Here is a 22,594-nt window from a genome sequence, read left to right as displayed (position 1 = left end):
CATCTTATTAGGCGGTGACTATAAGTACACAGACTACTGTATCGGCCTTGAGTTGAGATTTAAAATGGTTAATTCACGTAAAGCGACAGAGAACTTTGCAAACTCATGCGCATTACCGACTTTAAATTCAGCCAGTACACTCTCCCATCGATCAACCGCTTTTTTATGTTGTTCCATCCATAGTGATATACTTTCTTCTGGCTTAGCAGTACTTGTCATTATAACCGCTGTTGTTAATTGTCTTTGTTGCCAATCTAGATCTTCACGAAATGAAGCTCTTGCTAATGCTTGCCAATTATTCTCAACAGCTTGGTTTTGAATTTGCTTTAAGAACCAATGAAGTGATAGTTGCGCTCCTAGTACAAAGTACACTCTTGCAATATGCGATATGTTAACGTCCATTTCTTTTGCAATTTGCGCTATATCCATGGCTGAATATAAACTGGTTAAGCGTGAAATGTTTTTGGCCAACCGCTCAGGTACCCCTTTGCGGATCATTTCATTCGCTTGCTCTTCATGCTCTACCACTTCTTCAGTTACAAGGTAACTATCTAATTCATTTCGTAACTGCTCAACAAAAGGTTGATAGAACACTATTTGTTGTTCTATACCTAACTTGTGCTCTCTATTGCGTAGGAACCATCGTGTGACCCGACGCAACATACGCCTTGAACGATAAAGCATGTCATATTGCGTTTGTGCTGAAACTTGATTATCTAATGCTCTAATTTCACTAAAAATCTGGTCAAACTTAAAGATCTCACGCCCTATTGAGTAAGAGGCTGAAATTTCATTTATCGTTGCCCCCGTTTCTTCTTGCAGCCGAGTAACAAAATTGCATCCCATTTCATTCGACATCAAATTAGCTAATGATGTTGCGATTAATTCACGTCGTAATGGATGGTTTTCCATTTGTGATCTGTAGTTATCTTGTAAAAATTGAGGGAAGTAAGCAGGTAAAAGACGGGAATGATAAGGATCACTGGCTATATCGTGATTAACGAGTTTTTCTTTTAACACCATTTTACCGTAAGCCACCAGCACAGCAATTTCTGGTCGTGTTAAGCCAATCCCTGCCTTTTCACGCTCTACTAATGTTTCATCATCAGGTAAACATTCCAGGCTTCGATCCAATTTGCCCTGTCGTTCCAGTAAATGAATAAACCGCGTTTGTTCCTTTAATAGTTGTACTTGCTGTTGCTCTGTTACTGAAATAGATTCACTTTGGCGATAGGCATCATCTAATACAATGTCAGCAACCTCATCTTCCATCTTTTCTAAAATACTATTACGCTGTTTAAATGTCAGCTCATCAGCGGTCACTAGGCTATTGAGTAAAATTTTGATGTTCACTTCATTATCTGAGCAATCAACCCCACCAACATTATCGATAAAATCGGTATTCACTCGACCACCAGCTTTCGCAAATTCAACTCGACCTAACTGGGTTAAGCCTAAGTTTCCCCCTTCACCTACAATTTTTGCTGCAAGTTGAGAACCATTAACCCTAACAGCATCATTGGTGCGATCACCAACATCGGTGTGAGTCTCTTTAGTCGATTTTATGTATGTTCCTATACCACCATTCCACAATAAATCGACCTGCATTTGTAATATAAGATGTATCAACTCATTAGGTGTGCAACTTTGCTTACGCGTTTGCAGTAAAGTTTGCACAATAGGTACAAGCTTAATCGCTTTACTTTTACGTGAAAATATCGCCCCACCTTCAGATAAAACTTCACGATCATAATCTTCCCAACTCGATCGTTTAAGTTCAAAAAGACGTTTGCGTTCTAACCAACTTGCGGCAGGATCCGGATCTGGATCAATAAAGATATGCTGATGATTAAAGGCCGCTAATAAACGAATATGTTTTGATAACAACATCCCGTTACCAAACACATCACCCGCCATATCACCAATGCCGACACAGCTAAAATCTGTTGTTTGGCAATCTATACCTATCTCTCTAAAATGCCGCTTAACTGACTCCCAAGCTCCTTTCGCTGTTATTCCCATTTGTTTATGGTCATAACCATTAGATCCGCCAGAAGCAAAGGCATCACCTAGCCAAAAATCATAATCAGCAGCCAATGAATTGGCGATATCTGAAAATGTTGCCGTGCCTTTATCCGCCGCAACCACTAAATAAGGATCATCTTCATCATGACAAACGACATTTGCTGGTGGATACCGTTTACCCTCTAAGATATTGTCTGTTACATCAAGCAGCCCACAGATAAAACGTTGATAACAATGTAATCCCTCTGCAGCTATCTCTTCACGTGTTGTTAATTGAGGCTGCCGTTTGCAAATAAAGCCACCTTTCGCACCAACAGGCACAATTACCGTATTTTTAACCTGTTGTGCTTTGACTAGTCCTAATATTTCTGTGCGGTAATCTTCTTGCCTATCTGACCAACGTAAGCCGCCACGCGCAACTTTTCCCCCACGCAAATGGACACCTTCCACATCGGGGGCATAAACAAAGATTTCGTAACGAGGAATTGGAGCTGGAATTTCAGGGATAGATGATGGATTGAGTTTGAGTGATAGCCATGATTTTGGCTTACCGGTATCTGTTTTTTGATAAAAGTTCGTTCTGAGGGTTGCTAAGATCATATCCATATAACGACGAATGATCCTGTCGTCATCTAAACTCTCGACATTCTCTAATCGCTCTACGATCTTTTTGATCAATAACTGCTCTGCTTTCTCACTATATTTCGCTTTGGGATCAAAGCGTAATTTAAACAACGACACCAAATAACAAGCCAGCTGACAATGATTAGACAGTGTCTCTTCTATATACTGCTGGCTAAATGGAAAGCCAACTTGCCGCATATAGCGAGCATAACTGCGTAATATGGTAATTTCTCTACCAGACAAACCAGAACGCAGCACTAAACGGTTAAAACCATCACTTTCAAGTTCTCCATGCCAAATATCAGAAAAGGCATTTTGAAAACGATCTCTTGCTTCTGATAGGTCAAATCCATTTCTAACATGATGTAACATCGCAAAATCTAAGATCCAATTAACGACACCATCCGCAGTGATCACTTGATATGGTGATTCACCAATGACCCGCAAACCTAGATTTTCAAGCATTGGCATAACATCAGATAAATGAATCGGTTCATTACGGTGAAAAAGCTTCAATTTTACAATCGATGAGTCTGCTGATTCCTCTTGTGGTCGATAAAATAACATGCCTAATTTATTATCTTCATTCAGCCCTTCTAGCTGTAAAACATCTGCTACTGCAGAGCCAGGTAGCATTTGCTCTTTATAAGATCGAGGAAAAGCACGCGCATAATTTTTGGCAATTGGGATCCCTTTGCTTTCGCCAAAGTTAGCCACTAACGACTGGGTTAAACGATCTTCCCACGAGGCAACAGCGACAACTAAATTATGCTCTATCGATTTAACATCCACATCGAAATTATTGTTCTTTACCCTAACGATGTAGTGCGTACGAGCTAATGGACTCACAGAAAAAAAGGTTGTGAACTCAACAGTTTGTGATGAACCAAGATAGTCTTTTAAAACACTTTGGATCTTACGCCTAAGCTCCGTGTCATAACGCTCTTTGGCAACATAGACCATGCAGGAAAAAAAACGCCCAAAAGGATCCCGTCTTACAAACAATCGCAGCATGTCACGATCTTGCATTCGTACTACGCCTACTCCCACCTCAAGCATTTCCTCTTCTTTTGCTTGAATAAGTTCATCTCTGGGATAAGTTTCTAATACATTATTGAGCGCTTTCCAAGAATGCGAGCCTTCCGAATACCCACTGGCGTTGAGTATTCGTTTTACCCGATTACGGATCAATGGAATGTTCATTGCTGTTTGATGGTAAGCCGTCGACGCATATAGACCAATAAAGCGATGTTCACCAATGACATTACCTTTACTGTCAAATCGTTTAATACCGATATAATCAATGTAAGCGGGACGATGAATACGAGATTTAGCATTACTTTTGGTGAGAATAAGCAGATCGGGCTTTTGCGCTTCAATACGCGCTGATTCAGGTAAACTGGATAAATTAAGTGGCCGTGCATGGCGCGGCTTTTTAAGTAGACCAAGCCCGGCCTCTTGCGTTGGTCTCAATTGATAATCACCTTTTATCGGCTTTAGGTCGTAACAGTGATAACCCATAAAGGTAAAATTATGATTGGCAACCCAATCAAGAAATTCAATCGCTTCCTCGCAGTATTGATTTTCAACAGGTAATTTTTCTGTTCTTAGACCTTTGATAATTTGATGCATTTTATCTTGCATCCATTGCCAATCATTCACCACTAATTCAATGTCTTTAAGCACCGCTTCAAGTTCATCTCGCAATATCGCCATTTGATCATTTTTTGTAAGACGATCTACTTCAATATGAAAAAGTGTCTGTAGATCCCCCTTATCACCGCACGCCTTAACGATGTTATTTTTTTTGTCGCGCTCAAAATAATAAGGACCATTCAGCATTAAATGGCTAGTAATATCTAATCGATTTAACGTCATACGTACAGAATCAACCAAAAAGGGTTTATCTGGCATAACAATCTCAACCACGGTGTGGGTAGATTTCCAGCCATGGCGACTTAATGTGGGGTTATACACACGAACGGATATTTGTTGCGGATTATTTTTAACCAGATGATGCCATAGGCTCAGCACAGCACCATATAAATCAGATTCGTTACGTTGTAATAAATCATCTTCAGCCAATTGATTTAATAGGCTTTTAGCAAACACATCAACTAAAGGTTGCTGGGTGTTATCAACTTTGGATTTTATTAAGCCATATACTTTTTCAAGTAATACAGGAACCACATTGTCTGGTGCATTCATAAGAAAATCCCATAACTTTTACTACCTTAGGTAAGTATAGGTATGCAATTTTCTGTCCGAGTTTCAAATAAAATACATGATAACAATTTAGCTATGATAAGAGATGTAAACACTAATCAGACAATTTAGTTAATGTAGTCAGTTTATTATTATCATCGACAGCAACTTGAAAACGCCCTCGTACACCCATTTGCGTTAAATACGGACGTAAACGCACAGCGGGCAATTGAAGTTTTAATCCATTCTCTGTCACCACAACAGCACTACTTGCTGCACCAGAATAGTGTTGTAAGAAAACTTGATAACTAATATTTACTCGAAAAGTAAAGCTTCGCATAATCCCTTTTATCTCGTTATTCGTTCAATAGCCCAATATAGAAAAAGCCAAGTCCCCATTACACACTCCCTCATAGAAAGTGTTTAGTAATAAGGTACTTGGCTCTATTATTTAGCGAATTATGATTTATTGTTCAAGCGCTTTATGCACTTTCTCAAACAGATCTTTTGCTAAGTTATCTAATGCCGCTAACTTCTCAAGCTCGCTACGCATTAATTGCTGACGTGTTTCATCGTATTGGCGATACTTTAAGAACGGTTCAATTAATCGTGAAGCTACTTGTGGATTACTGGTATTTAATGCCGTTAGAATTTCAGTTAAGAACGCATAACCAGAACCATCTTTCGCATGGAAATGCACTGGGTTATTGGCACAGAAACTCGCCACTAAACTGCGCGTGCGGTTAGGGTTTTTCAAGCTAAACGCTGCGTGACTCATAGTATTACGCACATTTTCTAACGCATTATCAGCAGGATTAGTGCCTTGTAGCATGAACCACTTATCCATAACCAAGCCATCGTGAGTCCACTTATCACTAAAGTCTGACATTTGTACTGCGCGACAAGCTAATTGCGCATTATTTGCAGCAGACATAGCAGCCATCGTATCAGTCATGTTGTCAGCAGCTGCATATTGTGCAATCACTAAATCATTACCTAGCGCTGTATGTGCTAGATAAGATAAACACTTGTTACGCAATGCGCGTTTAGCCATAGCATCATGATCAAGACTGTATTCGCCTTGCGCTAAGCTACGATAAATCGCGAGTAATTCATCTTCCATTTCTGTCGCTAAAATTTGAGTTAACGCACCAACAACCTTATTGATTGCATCAACATCAACTTGCTTGTACCAGCCTGCGATTTCATTCTCGCTTGGCAGTGTTAGCATTTCAGCAATAAATGCAGGATCAAGATTTTCATCCAATAATGCGCCACGGAAAGCATCAATAACCGCTTCAGGTAATTGAACTGACTCACCAGCTTGAACAGCTGCCACATTGTTACGAATGTATTTCGCCAATAGCATTTGGCCAGAATCCCAGCGTGCAAACTCGTTACGCGCGTGGATCATCAAGAAGATCAACTCTTGATCTGAGTAATCATATTTTAAGATCACAGGTGCAGAGAATTCACGCAGCATCGACATCACAGGCTGTTCCGCAACATTCTCAAATACGAAAGTTTGCTCTGCTTCTTTTACATCTAACACGTTGTGAACAGGCATACCATTTGATTGAAGTGCAATAACCTCACCTTTGCTATCATATAGTTCGATATCAAACGGAATGTGAAGTGGTAGCTTTTCTTCTTGCCCTGCTGTTGGAGCTGTGTGCTGCTTTATAGTGACGTTGTAACACTTAGTATCTGCATCATATGACGTATCAACTGTAACAACTGGCGTTCCTGCTTGGCTATACCAACGACGGAAGCGAGACAGATCAATACCTGATGCATCTTCCATTGCTTGAACAAAATCATCACAAGTTGCAGCAGTACCATCATGGCGATCAAAGTACAGCTTCATACCTGCTTGGAAATTTGCTTCACCTAGCAAGGTATGCATCATACGGATCACTTCGCTACCCTTTTCATACACTGTTAATGTATAGAAGTTATTCATCTCAATCACTTTTTCAGGACGAATTGGGTGCGACATTGGACCACGATCTTCAGCAAACTGTGGACCACGTACAATACGAACATTGGCAATGCGATTTACTGGACGAGAGCCAAGATCTGATGAGAATTCTTGATCACGGAATACAGTTAAACCTTCTTTTAAGCTTAATTGGAACCAATCACGACAAGTAACACGGTTACCTGTCCAGTTATGGAAGTATTCATGACCGATCACAGCTTCAATACCTTGGTAATCAGTATCCGTTGCTGTTTTAGGGTTTGCGAGAACGAATTTAGAGTTAAAGACATTCAAGCCTTTGTTTTCCATGGCGCCCATGTTGAAGAAATCAACCGCCACAATCATGTAGATATCTAAATCATATTCAAGACCAAAACGCTCTTCATCCCACTTCATTGAGTTTTTCAATGAAGTCATGGCGTAATCTGCGCGATCAAGATTGCCTTTATCAACGAAGATTTCGAGCTCTACGTTACGACCACTCATTGTGGTGTAGTTATCACGTAAAACGTCAAAGTCACCTGCCACTAAAGCAAAGAGGTATGAAGGTTTTGGGAATGGGTCTTGCCATTGTACCCAGTGACGACCATTGTCTAAGTCACCTTCAGCAATACGGTTACCATTACTAAGTAAATAAGGGAATGCTGCTTTATCCGCAATGATCTTAGTTGTGAAACGAGCCAGTACATCTGGACGATCAAGATAATAAGTAATCCGACGGAAACCTTCTGCTTCACATTGAGTACAGAAACCGCCCCCCGACTTATACAGCCCTTCTAATGCAGTATTTGCTTCTGGATTAACGGTTGTAACGATCGTTAAATCAAATTGAGCAGGCAGATCTGATAAAGTTAAGTGGCTGCCTTCTTGAATATATGACGTCCATGTTTTGCCATTGACAGAAATACTCACAATGGCAAGTTCATCACCATCAAGTACAAGTTGGGCATCATCGTTATCACTAATACGAATAACCTTGCTTTGCGCTATCACCGTTGTATTGGTGTCATAAAGGTCAAACGTTAAATCGATATCTGTAATAGTGTAATCCGGTTGACGATAATCGGAACGATATTTAGCAGTAGGTTGTAAAAATGCCTGCTCTGTCATTATTATATTTCCTTTTATAAAGGCTCTACCAAACCTTGCATCAATAGACAGGTGTTAATAGAACGACAAACAATTTTCATAGTTTGATACTATAACGTTCAAACAAGAATTAATATCAAATATATCCGATAGTTTTATCTTTAACGGTCAATTTCTTAGTTTTCGCAATTAAACGATTAAAAATAAATCAAATTTCAATCGACATATCTAACCTCAGCCTTTTCTGGATATAAATTAATCAATTGTTCTATGTAAAGTACAATTTTTAAATAAAGAAATACTGTTTTACTCACTATTAATAATTATTATTTATCCCGGAAAAGTATGAGTAGTTAACTGCCAAACACTAGAAAACTTTTAAAACACTCAGTATTAATGAATAAACTCCCCGTCAAGCTATAGTTTATATATTGCTCGTAACGATAAGAGAATTAAAAACTCATAAATAATGCGTAAGCTATATATTTAGTAAGTAAACTTCATGAGTCTATAAAGCCTAATGAGAATGGTTATACTTGACGAACATCACATCTTAGTTCACAATCAGTCGTAACCTAAGGCATTAATAAATTCTATTTTTTATTTATCTTCAATAATATAACCCATTGAATAATAATAAAATCACGTTACAGATAGATTTATTATCACTTCTAATAAGTATCTACAGCCAGATATGAATAATAACCAACACAATATTGGGGTTATCAACTCCCTGCTTGATACTGATGCGTATAAATTGCATATGCAACAGGCAATTTTTCATCAATACCCAGACGTTGAAGCAGTGGCTGAATTCCACTGCCGAAGCGACGAAGATCTGCGCCCGTACTCTCAAGAGATCAAAGATCAAATCGCAAACATCGCAGCGCTCTCTTTTGCTGACGATGAAATCAATTATCTATCAACATTAACTTTTTTCAGTGCTGACTATCTTAAGTATTTACGAAATTTTCAACTAAATGCAGATGATGTTTGTGTTGATGATTCTGGTGAACAGCTATCTATTATCATTCGTGGTAAATGGTTGGATGTGATCTTATGGGAAGTTCCTCTTCTCGCAATTATTTGTGAAGTGCGCTGTGCACACTTATATCCAAATGCTACGCCCGAAGATGCCATTAAACAATTACAAGAAAAAATTTCACGCTTCTACCACAATGCACAAGATACAGATTTAAGTGAATTTTCGCTGGTAGATTTTGGCACTCGCCGCCGTTTTTCTAAAGCCGTTCATCATAAAGTTGTTGATTACTTAAAAGAAAACATGCCAGAGTTCAAAGGTACTTCGAACTACTATCTTGCATATACTCGTAATTTAACACCGGTTGGAACTCAAGCTCACGAATGGTTCCAAGGCCATCAGCAATTAGCCGGTGAGCTTGCTGATTCTCAACAATTAGCATTAAATCGTTGGCTACAAGAATACCCTAACGATTTAGGTATTGCGCTCACCGACTGTATCAATATGGATGCTTTCTTACGTGACTTTGATAAACGTTTATCTGAACGTTTCATTGGTTTACGCCATGATAGTGGTGATCCTATTTCTTGGGGTGAAAAAGCCATTGCACATTACAAATCATTAGGCATTGACCCAAAAACAAAATCACTGGTTTTTTCTGATAGCCTTACACTTGATAAAGCACTGAACATCTTTAAGCATTTCAACCACCAAATAAACGTAAGTTTTGGCATTGGCACACAGCTAACCTGTGATTTACCAAATGTAAAAACATTGAATGTTGTGTTGAAACTAACTGAATGCGAAGGTCGCCCTGTAGCAAAAATTTCAGACGAACCCGGTAAGAGCATCTGTCGGGATGAAGACTATTTAGATCAGCTTCGTACTGCATTTAATCTCGCTAACGAATAAAACTTCATCTATTTTCAAATTAGAAAGGCGAACAAGTTATCTTGTTCGCCTTTTTGTCTGCACATCATAACCAATGCTATATTTGTTAATATTATAAAAGTTATGGAATGACCTTCCCTTTCACCACTAGCATTGTCGCTACATTAATAAAAATTATTCTCGTTGTAATATCGCTTCCATTCCAAAATGAGTATTCGTTAACGTTAGCGTGTCATTGCTACTTAATTCAAATTCAGAATCGTGTTGCCCATCTTCATATAATAAAACCAGTTGGTTATCTTCAATATAATAAATACCACGATGCTCTTTTGATTTTCCTTGATCATTTGAGACTTCAGCAGAGAATAAAAAATCAGGGCGTAACGTGAGTGAAAGTTCAGAAATACTGTGGTCAACATCAGAACCTGATATCATTGAAGTTTTCCAATTACCTGGTAGATTTTCAGGGGCTAACTTAGTAAATCTTGCACCATCTAACACGAACTGATTATAACTAAGCATATAAGTATGCATTTGATCTTCTTCGCCTTCGGTGACAAAAGTAATATTGGTTTCGTCAATATCATACTCACCTGACCATTGTTCTATTTTTCCATCAATACGAAGTAAACGCATTGCAAATACATAGTCAGATTTAAACATCACATGCATTGCACGATAACTTTCACCCTCACTTTCTACACCGGCTTCTGTTGAGCTAAACCAATACCAATTACCTAATAAAAATGGATAGTCAAACTCCGTAATATCGTCGGCAATGATTGGGCGGCTAAATGCGCTAAAGAAGAATAACACGGTAATAAAGAATAGTTTTTTCATAGGCTTCCCCTGTTACTAGAACAAAGTGCATGTACTTTAAAACTAGTTGGTAAAGCTATTTTGCGATGAAAAATATGCGACAGATCACATTTAAATATGCGACAAGTCTTATTTATGAGATTATTACAGTAACAAAGAGAAATAAAAAAGCGCCCCATGAAGGAGCGCTTATTTATGTGTTGCTGGATACTATCAGAAAACTACGATGATTTTATCTTGGTTAAGTCAGCGGTAATACCAATGGCTTCATCCAAATATGCATCAGGTGCTTCATAATCTTTTGGTACTGCATCTAAATCAGCAAACGGTTTTTTACCGAGTACTTTTTGACGCTTATTTAAACGTACCAATCGATCAGCATCTTGTTTATCTTGCTCAGCTAAACGCATTTTTTCATTTAATGAAATTCTATTGATATCTTTTTCCTTTTTATAGGTTTTGATATCTTCATTAATGAAACCAAACTCCATATCATTCTTAATTCGTGCAAGGTGTTCTTCATTTAACTTAGGAAGAATTGACGAATAATTATGAAGTTGTTGATATTTAGCCGGTTTAATACTATCCCACGGTAATGCATTATCTTCTACACTTTCACCGGTTTCAGACGGATCAATTGCTGTTGGGAAAGAGATATCAGGCACAACACCTAAATTCTGAGTACTACCACCATTAATACGGTAGAACTTTTGAATTGTATATTGTACATGACCCAGCGGCTTATCGAATAAATCATATAAATGGTTTAAAGAACGGTGCTGCTGCACAGTACCTTTACCAAATGATTGTTCACCAAGAACCACTGCTCGACCATAATCTTGCATTGCCGCAGCAAATATTTCAGATGCCGATGCACTATAACGGTTAATTAGAACAGTTAACGGCCCATTAAAGAAAACTTGATTATCTGAATCACTGTTTACTTTTACGCGACCATAACTATCACGAACTTGAACAACAGGCCCGCTTGAAATAAATAAACCACTTAATGCTGTCGCTTCAGTTAATGCACCACCGCCATTGTTACGAAGATCAATAACGACACCATCAACTTTCTGCTCGTTAAGCTTAACCAATTCTTTCTTGGTATCTTCAGATAAACCGACATAGAAACTTGGTACTTCAATCACACCAATTTTCTTGCCTTCAACAGTTTTCACTTCCGATTTAACGGCACGATCTTCTAGACGAATTTTGTCTCGAACAATAGTGACAGTGTAACTCTTGCTGTTCTTACCTTCTGGTAAAACATCAAGAATCACTTTACTGCCTTTCGGACCTTTGATTAATTGGACAACATCATCTAAACGCCAGCCAATAATATCTACAATTTTTTCGCCATCTTGACCAACACCAATGATACGGTCACCCGCAGCCAGCTTTTTAGAGCTCGCAGCAGGTCCACCAGCAACAAGGGATTGAATCGTCGTATAATCATCTTTCACTTGCAGCACTGCTCCAATCCCTTCCAAAGAAAGGTTCATTTCTGATTGGAACTGCTCAGCATTTCGAGGAGATAGATAACTAGTGTGAGGATCAACTTCACGCGAGAAAGCATTCATGTATAACTGGAATACATCTTCACTATGGGTTTGAGTTAAACGTTTAACGGTGTTGTTATAACGTTTACCTAGTGTTTCTTGTATTTCTTTCCAGTTTTTACCTGCCAGCTTTAAATTCAACGCATCGTATTTCACACGCTTACGCCAAATTTCATTTAACTCAGCTTGATTTTCTGGCCACTCAAGTTCAGAGCGATCAATAACAAAGTCTTCATCTTTATCGAATTTAATCTCTGTATCTAATTGCGAGATCGCAAACTGATAACGGTCAAAACGACGTTGAAGGACTTTATTAAAAATATCAAATGCACCCGATGTATCACCAGATTTCAATTGATCATCAAACTGATTTCGCCAGCGTTCAAATTGCTTTACATCAGAAGCAGTTAGAAAGCTTTTATTATAGTCGAGCATTTCGATATAACGATCGAATACCTGACTAGAGAATTTATCATCAAGTGAAAAATGCTTGTAATGAGAGCGGGTAAAGCGTGACGCTACCCTCTTACTCGCAGTTGCGTGCTGCTGCTCTGGTGCAAGTTGCGGCAAATCACTTAATGAATACTTAGCCTCTAAGGCTTGCGCTGAAGCTGCCAGCATCATGCCGGCAGCAATCAGTGAGAAACGGAATCGACAATTCATGCGTCGCGCATTCTCCCTTTATGAACGCAGGTGCTCCGCTTTAACAGCCATTACTAAGCCGTTATTTAAGCGAACACGCACATCGTCCTTGTTAATTTCGACAATAGTTGCCGGCATGTTACCTGAGCCCATATTCACTTGTACGTTCTTACCAACAATAACTTCGTCAGCTTTTAATACAGGTGTAGTCTCAACTGGCTTCTTATTAACTTTAGCCGTTTTTGGCTTAATGTTCTTAGGTTTAGCAGTTTTTGCGCGAGTTTTTTTCGCATCGCCTTCTTTAGCTGCTTTAGCGATAGCCTGCTCTTTACGACGAGTACGTACTTTTGCTTTGCTTTCTTCTAAGGCTTTAAGTGCGTGATCAACGTGTTCTTGCTCAAGTACATCACACTCATTTCCATCAAGATCAACACGACTTACACCTGCTTTAACGCCGTGAAGGTAACGCCAGGAAGATGTGTATTGACGTAATGCTGTACGTAGTTGAGTCTTACTGATTTTTGGATCATCACTTAAGCGCTCAGCAAGATCTTGAAAAATACCGATCTTAAGTGGTTTAGCTTCACCCTCAATAGTAAAACATTTTGGGAAACGCTCAGCAATATATGCAATAACTTCTTTACTGTTCGTTAACTTTTCAGAGTTTTCCATGGACTTTCCTGACATAAACGAGATTTGCTCGTTATTAGTGCTTTGTTCAAAAAGAAATAGTGGGGCTATTATAATTACCTAATAAGGAAAAACCACCGAAAGCATGAAATTAGAGTACTTTTTGTAGCTCTGTAACCAAAGAAACTAGACCTTGTTCATCATTTTGGTCAAATCTTGACAAATCTGGACTATCAATATCCAGTACACCTATACATTTTTCCCCTATATTTAATGGGATAACGATTTCAGATTGACTAACTGCGTCACAAGCAATGTGCCCAGGAAAGGCATGAACATCATCAACACGGATGACTCTGTTATCTTTTACTGCCGTACCGCATACCCCGTTACCAACAGGAATACGAACACAAGCAGGTTTTCCTTGAAATGGACCAAGTACGAGCTCATCATTTTTTAATAAATAAAAGCCAACCCAATTTATGTTCTCTAACTCCATATTCAACAACGCACTAATATTAGAGAGATTGGCAATGAGATCTGATTCACCTTCAACTATCGCTAAAGCTTGAAGTGTCAGACGGTTATAAAAAGAACCTGTATTTTCCATAGCATACGCCTTACATAATCGTTAAAATGGAAACACTTAACAATAATAGGAATCATTATCACTGTGAAGCATTCATTCCCCACTATGATTAATTGGTCTTGGCTTTTTATTCAAGCTAAAAAACATCGTCCCCGCCTTATCACCGCGAATATTATTGCTGTTATTGCCACCTTGATTAGCGTACCAATTCCATTACTTATGCCATTAATGGTCGATGAAGTATTACTCCATAAGCCAGCTGAAGGGATCCAATATTTAAACCACCTTCTTCCCGAACAATGGCAATCACCTACTGGCTATATCTTATTAGTGTTATTTTTAGTTGTCTTAATGCGTACCGTAAGCCAAGCATTGAACATTTTACAAAGCCGCCAATTCACACTGGTATCAAAAGAGATCACCTTTAATTTACGTCAGCATTTATTGGATAAATTAGGGCGTATTAGCATGCGCCAATATGAAGAAAAAGGCAGTGGCGGCATTACTTCGCATCTTGTCACTGATGTTGAGACTATCGATAAGTTTGTCGGAGATACGTTAAGTCGTTTTATTATCGGCTTGCTCACCGTTGTTGGTACTGCTGGCGTTTTATTATGGTTAGATTGGCGACTCGGGCTATTTATTCTCATCATTAACCCTATTGTTGTTTACGCTTCAAAAATGATGGGTAACCGCGTTAAAAACCTCAAGCGTCAAGAAAATCAATCTTATGAAAAATTCCAACAACGTTTAGTCGAAGTATTAGATGGCATATACCAATTGCGCGCATCTAATCGTGAGCGTGAATTTTTAGCTCAACTAAAATCGCACGCAAATGATATACGCCACAGTGCTGATAAGTTTGCATGGCAATCAGAAGCGGCAGGACGCATCTCTTTCTTATTATTCTTGGCGGGTTTTGAAGTATTTCGCGCCGCTGCAATGTTAATGGTGCTTTTCAGTGGCTTATCTATCGGTGAAATGCTGGCTGTCTTTAGTTACTTATGGTTCATGCTTGGGCCTGTACAAGAGTTATTGGGGATTCAATTTTCTTGGTACAGTGCATCTGCGGCCATGCAGCGTTTAAATACGCTGTTAGATTTAGAAGAAGAAGTTCGCCCTACCGCTACCGTTTATCCCTTTAATCACAATGAAGCACTGGATATTAAAGTAAGAAATGTCCGTTTTTCTTATGACAACGATAAACAAGTGCTGCGAGGTTTAAATATTGATATCCCTGCAGGAAAACGTGTTGCTCTTGTAGGTGCATCAGGCGGCGGTAAATCAACCTTAATTCAATTACTGCTTGGCATTTACCAAAAGCAATCAGGTGATATTTTTATTAATGGTCACCCGATTGAGGCGGTCAGTTATGAATCTCTTCGCGAACGTATGGCTGTTGTGCTCCAGCAGCCCGTCTTATTCAACGATACATTACGTCATAACTTAACATTAGGTGGTGAATATACTGATGATGAACTCTGGAATGCATTAGACATTGCTCAACTTACAGACATGACAGAGCGGTTAACGCATGGCCTAGACACTGAAATTGGTCGGCAAGGTATTCGTTTATCCGGTGGTCAGCGTCAACGTTTAGCGATTGCCCGTATGATCTTATCTAACCCTGACTTTGTTATTTTAGATGAAGCAACATCAGCGTTAGATACTTCAACAGAAGCTGCACTTCATAAAGCGCTGAATGGTTTTTTAAAAGATAAAACCACCTTAATTGTTGCCCACCGTTTATCTGCCGTTAAACAAGCTGATTTAATCTATGTCTTAGAAGATGGATTAGTCAGTCAATCAGGTACACATACTGAGTTAGTGAGTCAACATGGGTTATATCGAACACTTTACGGTTCAATTCAATCACCTAATAATGATGTTGAACAAACAGATCAACAACTTCCAGTAGCAAGAATCGGTACAAAATAATATAGTACCCATCCTTGACGCTCATGGGCTATCATTCACTATGTTTTTACAAACGTGTGAATTTTTATTTCGTGAGCGTTTTTATATCTCGCTCTTTTGCAAAGGAAACAACGTACTATGTCAACGGCCAGACGCTGCCCCGGTTGCAATTTACTCGTGCTCCCTGAGGTGGCTCAACAAGGACACAGTGCTTACTGTCCCCGTTGCCAAACACGTTTATATCGTGGGGGAACAGCAAGATTTAATGCAGAACTGGCGATTGCCGCAGCGGGTTTAATCCTTTTTATTCCAACCATTACTTTACCGTTAATCACAATACGATTATTCGGACAGATGATCCCTGCGACACTTCCATCTGGCGCCATCACACTTTCAGAAAATTTTCCTGGCGTTGCCGCATTAATCTTATTTTGTAGCGTTATTGCCCCGCTATTAGTCATAGGGGCGGTTTTTAGCGCCCAATTTTCCCTTAAATTTCGTCACTTTACTCTATTTAAAGCATCAACATGGGTTCTTCACCATTTAAAGCAATGGGTGATGCTCGATGTTTTTTTAGTTAGTCTCGCCATTGCTTGTTTTAAAGTCCAAGAAGTCGCAGAGATTAATATCGGTCTTGGGCTGTACTGTCTCATTACCTTACAGATATTATTTCTCGTGTTACTGACTCGTATCAGTGTTCGTCGTTATTGGGATGCGTGGCAACCTGAAAATGAACATATTAGTGATGACTTAGACACACTTTGTACGACCTGTCATTTAACGCAAGAACACCTGACCCATTGCCGCCGCTGTAATAGTCCATTACACGATCGCATTCCACATTCTATTCAAAAAACATGGGCATATTTAATTTCAGCAAGTATTTTTATCTTGCCTGCTAACCTTTATCCCATTTCAATTTTCATGAATAACGGTAAGCGTATTGAAGATACTATCTTTTCAGGTGTTGCTGAACTCGTCAGAACGGGAATGACAGGTATCGCAGCAATCATCTTTATTGCCAGTATTGTTGTCCCTGTCGCGAAAATTCTAAGTTTGGCTTATATCCTTTTAGCCGTACAGTTCAAACGAAAAACACACCACCTATTACGTATGCGACTATTTCGTGCCGTACACTGGATAGGTAAATGGTCGGTAATGGATCTTTTTGTTATCGCCATCATGGTCACATTAATCGACCGTGGGCAAGTTCTTGATTTCACGCCGGGACCTGGGGCAATTGCCTTTGCCGTCGTGGTAGTATTAACAATGTTAGCAGCAGAAAGTTTAGATTCTCGCCTGATATGGGACAATTATGAACAACGATCCAAATAACGAACAACCCAAAAAGGTGAAAATTCGCCGTGATCGGGGGTTATCACCGCTGTGGCTGTTGCCGCTATTAGCATTAATACTTGCTGGTTGGTTACTGTATAAATCAGTTAACGAAGCCGGTGAACGTATTCAAATCCACTTTAACGATGCCGTGGGTTTAGTCGCTGGAAGAACGACTATTCGTTATCAAGGCCTTGAAGTGGGTATTGTACGTGATATCAGCCTATCAAAAGATCTTAAGAGTATTTACGTTACTGCCGACATTTATCCTGAAGCGGTAAACATTCTTCGTAAAAATACCCGATTCTGGCTAGTCAAACCTAAGGCATCTATAACGGGTATATCAGGCTTAGATACTCTTGTTTCTGGTAACTACATTGCGTTATTACCCGGTGATGGTCCTGAAGCAACAAAATTTACAGCATTAGAAAACCAACCTGCAGATACTCCATTAGAAGATGGCTTAAAGCTGCAATTAAAAGCACCGAATCTTGGATCAATCAGTATTGGTTCGCAAATTTTCTATAAGAAGATCCCTGTCGGTGAGGTGTTCAATTACACCCTTAGTGATAACAAAAAAGAAGTGATTATTGATGCACTAATCAAACCTAAGTATGCCAACCTTGTTACTGATAAAAGCCGTTTCTGGAATGTCAGTGGCATGCGTGCTGATATCGGTTTCAACGGTGTTGATGTGCAGTTTGAAAGCCTGTCAGCACTAATTGCGGGTGCTATCGCATTTGATTCGCCAGATAAAGGTAAAGCCATTGAAGCAAATCACCAGTTTAAACTCTACCCCGATATCAATACAGCGGGTCGTGGTATTGCTATCACAATAACCTTGCCAGATAACAATGATATTAGCGATTCAGGTTCACCTATTATGTACCGGGGTTTGCAGATCGGTAAAATCACCGATGTAAGCCTTGATGAAAAAACCAATAAAATTATCGCACATGCTGCGATTGAACCTAGCATGCGTGAATACTTAAATAGCGGCTCTCGTTTATTACTCGAAGAAGCTGAAGTATCACTAAACGGTGTTAAAAATATCGGCAATCTGGTACGAGGCAATTTCTTACGTTTAATACCGGGTAAAGGCGAAACTTCACGTCAATTTACAGCTATTACCCGTGACACATTAGAAGAGCAACAACCCGGTGTAGCAACCTTCAAGCTGTATGCTGATAAAAGCTTTGGTATTAAACGTGGCACCAAATTACGCTTTAAGGGATTAGATGTCGGGCGAATCACTAACGTTGAATTAACCGGTGAGCGTGTAAGCTTTGATGTCTTAGTTCAACCTGAGTACACCCATTTGATCAGAAGTGGTAGTCGATTCTTCGTTGATGGTGGTGTCGATGCCAGCATTTCGAGCAAAGGTATTGATGTTTCTATTCCGCCAGCCGATCAATTAATCAGCAGTGCGATTAGCTTCACTTCTATCGGTAGCAAAAAAATAAACAAAAGCTACACCCTATTTAAAAACCGAAGTCTTGCCAATCTTGCGGATGAAAAACTGAAAGGCTATAGCAGCATTAGTTTATTTGCTGAAAAGTTACCCCCCGTATCTGAAGGTAGTCCAGTACTTTACCGTAACTTACAAGTAGGTGAAGTGAGTGACTTTGCTTTGAAAGATAACGGTGTGAGCATTAAATTAAATATCGAGAAAAAATACCGTCATTTGATCACTAACCACACCGTATTCTGGAACCGTTCAGGTATCGAAGTAGAAGCAGGATTAAATGGTATTAAATTAGTGACCGATCCCCTATCCACGCTTATCAAAGGTGGGATTGCTTTTGATAACATGAAGCAAGTGACTAACCGTATCGGTTCTAAATACAAGCTTTACCCAAGCTTAAGTTCAGCGCAACATTTTGGACAGCTGATAACTTTAACAGCCGATGATGCACGATCTGTCTCTAACAATACTGAGATCAAGTTCCAAGGCGTAACCATTGGTAAAATCATTAACATCGAACCCGATTTTCATACAAACAACGTGAAAATACAGGCTCGTTTATATCCGAAATACGCTCAAAAAATCGCAAAGTCAGATAGCTACTTTTGGGTGGTTAAACCAAAGATCAGCTTAAGTGGTAGTGAAAACTTGGATTCGTTGCTGAGCTCTTACATTGCTGTTCAACCTGGGAAAGGCTATTTTGCTGATACTTTTAAGCTTGGTTCGGCAGAGTTGTTTGATTCCCGCGTCACGATAGTATTAGAAAGTGAAGAGCGTGATTCAATTAGCGAAGGTACACCATTGCTCTACCGTGATATTCAAGTTGGACAAGTGGTTAACGTTTCACTCGGTGACTTAGCCGACCGTGTCATCATAAAAGCCCAACTTGAAAAACAATACCGCCATTTAGTGCGAAAAAACACTGTATTTTGGAACACCTCAGGTGTGAATGTTGATATCGGTATTACAGGTGCCAAAATAAAAGCAGGTACATTTGATAGCCTATTACGTGGCGGAATTGCCTTTGCAACCCCCGAAAAGCAACCACTTGAACCACAAGTTAAAGCAGGAACACACTTCTTACTACATAAAGAAGCAAACCCTAAATGGTTAGCATGGCGTACTGCAATTCCTGAGAGTTAACAGCTAAAATCAAACAAAATAAAGAGCACTTCGGTGCTCTTTTTTATTCAGAAAAAACCTTTATTACGCTTTGTATTAGCAAAAACTGCAATTCATACCAATCTGTTATAAAATCAGCCTCATTAGCTAGTTAATAGAGATCCTTCCTTTGCATCCGAATATTCACATCCCTGACGCATTTATCGATTTAATCAAGCAAACCATGCCTGAGCATTTAGATATCGATGAATTTATTGCTTGTTGTAAAACACCTCTTCGTCGCAGCATTCGCGTCAATACACTTAAAATTAGTGTTGAGGATTTCTTAGCGCGTGTTGCAAATCGTGGTTGGACATTAACGCCGGTTCCTTGGTGTGATACTGGCTTTTGGATTGAACGAGAAGACGAAGATACTGTTTCTCTTGGTAATACCGCAGAGCACATGGCAGGACTTTTCTATATTCAAGAAGCCAGTTCGATGATGCCAGTAACCGCATTGCTTAAAGATAACGACGCATTAGACTGTGTATTAGATATGGCATCAGCGCCAGGTTCTAAAACCACCCAAATTGCATCTGCAATGCAAAACCGTGGCGCACTGGTTGCCAACGAGTTAGCCGCGAGCCGAATTAAAGTACTCCATTCAAACTTACAACGTTGTGGTGTTCACAATGCAGCACTGACCCATTTTGATGGCTGTGTATTTGGCACATGGGCACCAGAATCTTTTGATTCGATCTTATTGGATGCGCCATGTTCTGGTGAGGGTGCAATTCGTAAAGATGAAGATGCTATGGCTAATTGGAGCCTAGCTTCTATTGATGAAATTGCCGAAGTACAACGCAACCTTATTGTAAGTGCATTCCAAGCTCTGAAAACTGGCGGGGTTATGGTGTATTCAACATGCACATTAAACCAAAGTGAAAACCAAGACGTTTGTCATTTCCTAAAAGAAAAATTTGGTGATGCTGTTCAATTTGAATCGCTAAACGATCTGTTCGATGGTGCAGAAAAGTCACTCACAGAAGATGGCTTCCTACACGTTTACCCTCAGATCTTTGATAGCGAAGGTTTCTTTGTCGCACGTATTCGTAAGCTGGCACCTGTTGAAACCGATAGCGTAAAAAAGCGGATGGGGAAATTCCCGTTTGCTCAGCTTAAAGACAAAGAGCAACAAGAGATAGCCCAACAGTTAAAACAAGATTTAGATATTACCTTACCTGAGCAACATGATGTCTGGTTACGTGATAAAGAAGTTTGGCTTTTCCCTTCTCAGCTACGTACTTTAATTGGTGAAATCCGTTTCCAACGTATTGGTATTAAGCTCGCAGAACAGCACAAGAAAGGCTATCGCTGGCAACATGAAGCGGTAATGACACTGGCAACAGGCAAAGAATCTATCGCTATTGAACTTAATGTTGAACAAGCTAAAGAGTGGTTCATGGGACGCGATATTCGCCCAGGAATACCAGCAGGCAAAGGTGAAGTGATTGTTACTTACCGTGATTACCCTATTGGTATTGGTAAATGGGTGAGCAACCGTATCAAAAATGGCTTACCTCGTGAATTAGTTCGTGATACTAACCTATTTGATATTTAAGGTAAAAATATCGTTAGCATCAAAAAGTATAGTTAATGATGACTTTATTAAATGCAATAACTGGAAAATAAACATTATTCAACTAACATTGAAAGTGTAATCATACTCCATTTACTAACCAGTTAGCGCAAGGCTCTTACGAGAGCCATTCCCCTAAGCCCGAAACAGGAATCGTTTCGGGCTATTTTTTGCCTCAAGTAATATATCCAATCAGCGCTAAAACTTAAAAGCCCAGCGCTATAGATATTGTTATTACTTACGATAGATATAAAAAAACCGAGCATTACGCTCGGTTTAATTTAACTAATATAAGCATGCTATGTCTTTTGCACACTCTCAACTTTCTAGTGCTGAGAATTAGTGTTTATGTGCAATTTCAGCTTTTTTCAGCTCTTTTACTGCTTTGCTTACTTCACGACGCTCTTTCGAAAGCTCTGCACTGATGATGATATGATCATCAACACGATCTTCGTAGTCACCTTTCATGTTTTCAACAATTTCAACGATTTGATCGTGGCTCATATCGGCCTTAATGTAATCCATCAAGTTCTCTAACAACTCAACACGCTTACGGTTATCACGAATTTTACGATCGTTGTCTAGGATTTCGCGTTTAAGTTTGTTTTTACGACGTGTTTGACGAACGAGTTCAAGGATGTTGTTCATGTGTAGTCCTTAGTCTGAAAATAAAACCTTGTGAAACTGATTTAATGCAAGGGATAGAAATAATGCACTTCCTAGTACATAACCGTCGAGTCTCAGTTTATTACTGAAATCGTTATATCAGAAAGTCATTCGTAAACTCAAGCAATACTCATGATTAAATGCTCAATGATGATTCTATGAGCATCAACTTATGTTTCTCGCTTAAATATCACACAAAAAGCTCAACAAATTTTTGATATATCACAATAAATACCCCTATTTTAATTAATAATTATGACAATTAGACAATATATGTAATCTGTAATAACAAAATGGTATCTTTTGTGAAATCCACCACAAAAAAAGCCTTCCTGTATTTGCAAATGGCATATCAGCACCTACTCTTGAAATAGACCAGTACTCGTTTACAACAATGCAATCTGGACAAGGATAGCTTCCTCGAAGTGTTCA

The 22,594-nt window shown here is 39.2% G+C and carries 13 protein-coding genes; 5 read left to right on the top strand and 8 right to left on the bottom strand.

Annotated features, from left to right (window positions below; all coding sequences use genetic code 11):
• Window positions 1-33: 33 nt before the first annotated feature.
• From C9J38_RS17130 to pepN, 3 genes are all read right to left on the bottom strand, one after another.
• Window positions 34-4,857: an NAD-glutamate dehydrogenase gene (locus C9J38_RS17130; protein WP_107208145.1), complete on the bottom strand. Its 4,824-nt coding sequence runs from the start codon at window positions 4,855-4,857 to the stop codon at window positions 34-36.
• 112 nt (window positions 4,858-4,969) lie between these two features.
• A complete protein-coding gene (locus tag C9J38_RS17125) occupies window positions 4,970-5,194 on the bottom strand; it encodes a DUF2835 domain-containing protein (protein WP_006645627.1) in 225 nt (74 codons plus the stop codon).
• A 126-nt stretch (window positions 5,195-5,320) separates the two neighbouring features.
• Window positions 5,321-7,945: an aminopeptidase N gene (gene pepN, locus C9J38_RS17120; RefSeq protein ID WP_107208144.1), complete on the bottom strand. Its 2,625-nt coding sequence runs from the start codon at window positions 7,943-7,945 to the stop codon at window positions 5,321-5,323.
• 673 nt (window positions 7,946-8,618) lie between these two features.
• Between pepN and pncB the strand changes: the two genes are divergently transcribed.
• Window positions 8,619-9,818, top strand: coding sequence for a nicotinate phosphoribosyltransferase (gene pncB / locus C9J38_RS17115; RefSeq protein WP_107208143.1), 1,200 nt, complete (start codon window positions 8,619-8,621; stop codon window positions 9,816-9,818).
• Window positions 9,819-9,971: 153 nt separating this feature from the next.
• Here the strand turns inward: pncB and C9J38_RS17110 are convergent, their stop codons facing one another.
• From C9J38_RS17110 to C9J38_RS17095, 4 genes are all read right to left on the bottom strand, one after another.
• Window positions 9,972-10,637 carry a lipocalin family protein gene (locus C9J38_RS17110; RefSeq protein ID WP_107208142.1) on the bottom strand — a complete coding sequence of 222 codons (666 nt, stop codon included), beginning with the start codon at window positions 10,635-10,637 and terminating at the stop codon, window positions 9,972-9,974.
• Window positions 10,638-10,837: 200 nt separating this feature from the next.
• A complete protein-coding gene (gene prc, locus C9J38_RS17105) occupies window positions 10,838-12,841 on the bottom strand; it encodes a carboxy terminal-processing peptidase (protein WP_107208141.1) in 2,004 nt (667 codons plus the stop codon).
• Between the two features lie 18 nt (window positions 12,842-12,859).
• Complete coding sequence (gene proQ, locus C9J38_RS17100; RefSeq protein ID WP_107208140.1) at window positions 12,860-13,492, bottom strand: RNA chaperone ProQ; 633 nt, start codon at window positions 13,490-13,492, stop codon at window positions 12,860-12,862.
• Window positions 13,493-13,601: 109 nt separating this feature from the next.
• The gene (locus tag C9J38_RS17095) at window positions 13,602-14,060 is read right to left on the bottom strand and encodes a GAF domain-containing protein (RefSeq protein ID WP_107208139.1); all 459 of its coding nucleotides are present in this window, start codon (window positions 14,058-14,060) and stop codon (window positions 13,602-13,604) included.
• A gap of 84 nt (window positions 14,061-14,144) precedes the next feature.
• Here C9J38_RS17095 and C9J38_RS17090 point away from each other — a divergent pair, with 84 nt between their 5' ends.
• From C9J38_RS17090 to rsmF, 4 genes are all read left to right on the top strand, one after another.
• On the top strand, window positions 14,145-15,977 hold the full coding sequence (locus C9J38_RS17090; RefSeq protein ID WP_107208138.1) for an ABC transporter ATP-binding protein: 1,833 nt from the start codon (window positions 14,145-14,147) through the stop codon (window positions 15,975-15,977).
• Between the two features lie 117 nt (window positions 15,978-16,094).
• Window positions 16,095-17,291: a paraquat-inducible protein A gene (locus C9J38_RS17085; protein ID WP_107208137.1), complete on the top strand. Its 1,197-nt coding sequence runs from the start codon at window positions 16,095-16,097 to the stop codon at window positions 17,289-17,291.
• Window positions 17,272-19,899 (top strand): MlaD family protein, encoded by a 2,628-nt coding sequence (locus tag C9J38_RS17080; protein ID WP_107208136.1) that lies wholly within the window; start codon window positions 17,272-17,274, stop codon window positions 19,897-19,899. Before C9J38_RS17085 ends, C9J38_RS17080 begins: the two co-directional genes overlap by 20 nt.
• Window positions 19,900-20,047: 148 nt before the next feature.
• On the top strand, window positions 20,048-21,478 hold the full coding sequence (gene rsmF, locus C9J38_RS17075) for a 16S rRNA (cytosine(1407)-C(5))-methyltransferase RsmF (RefSeq protein WP_107208135.1): 1,431 nt from the start codon (window positions 20,048-20,050) through the stop codon (window positions 21,476-21,478).
• Window positions 21,479-21,835: 357 nt separating this feature from the next.
• Here rsmF and C9J38_RS17070 read toward each other — a convergent pair whose 3' ends face one another.
• A complete protein-coding gene (locus C9J38_RS17070) occupies window positions 21,836-22,144 on the bottom strand; it encodes a DUF496 family protein (protein WP_105060198.1) in 309 nt (102 codons plus the stop codon).
• Window positions 22,145-22,594: the final 450 nt, after the last annotated feature.

Origin of the sequence: Photobacterium sp. GB-210 (assembly GCF_003026075.1) — a bacterium.
Lineage (GTDB): Bacteria > Pseudomonadota > Gammaproteobacteria > Enterobacterales > Vibrionaceae > Photobacterium.
Note: the sequence above shows the minus strand (reverse complement) of the source record. Positions and strands in the feature narration are given on the sequence as shown.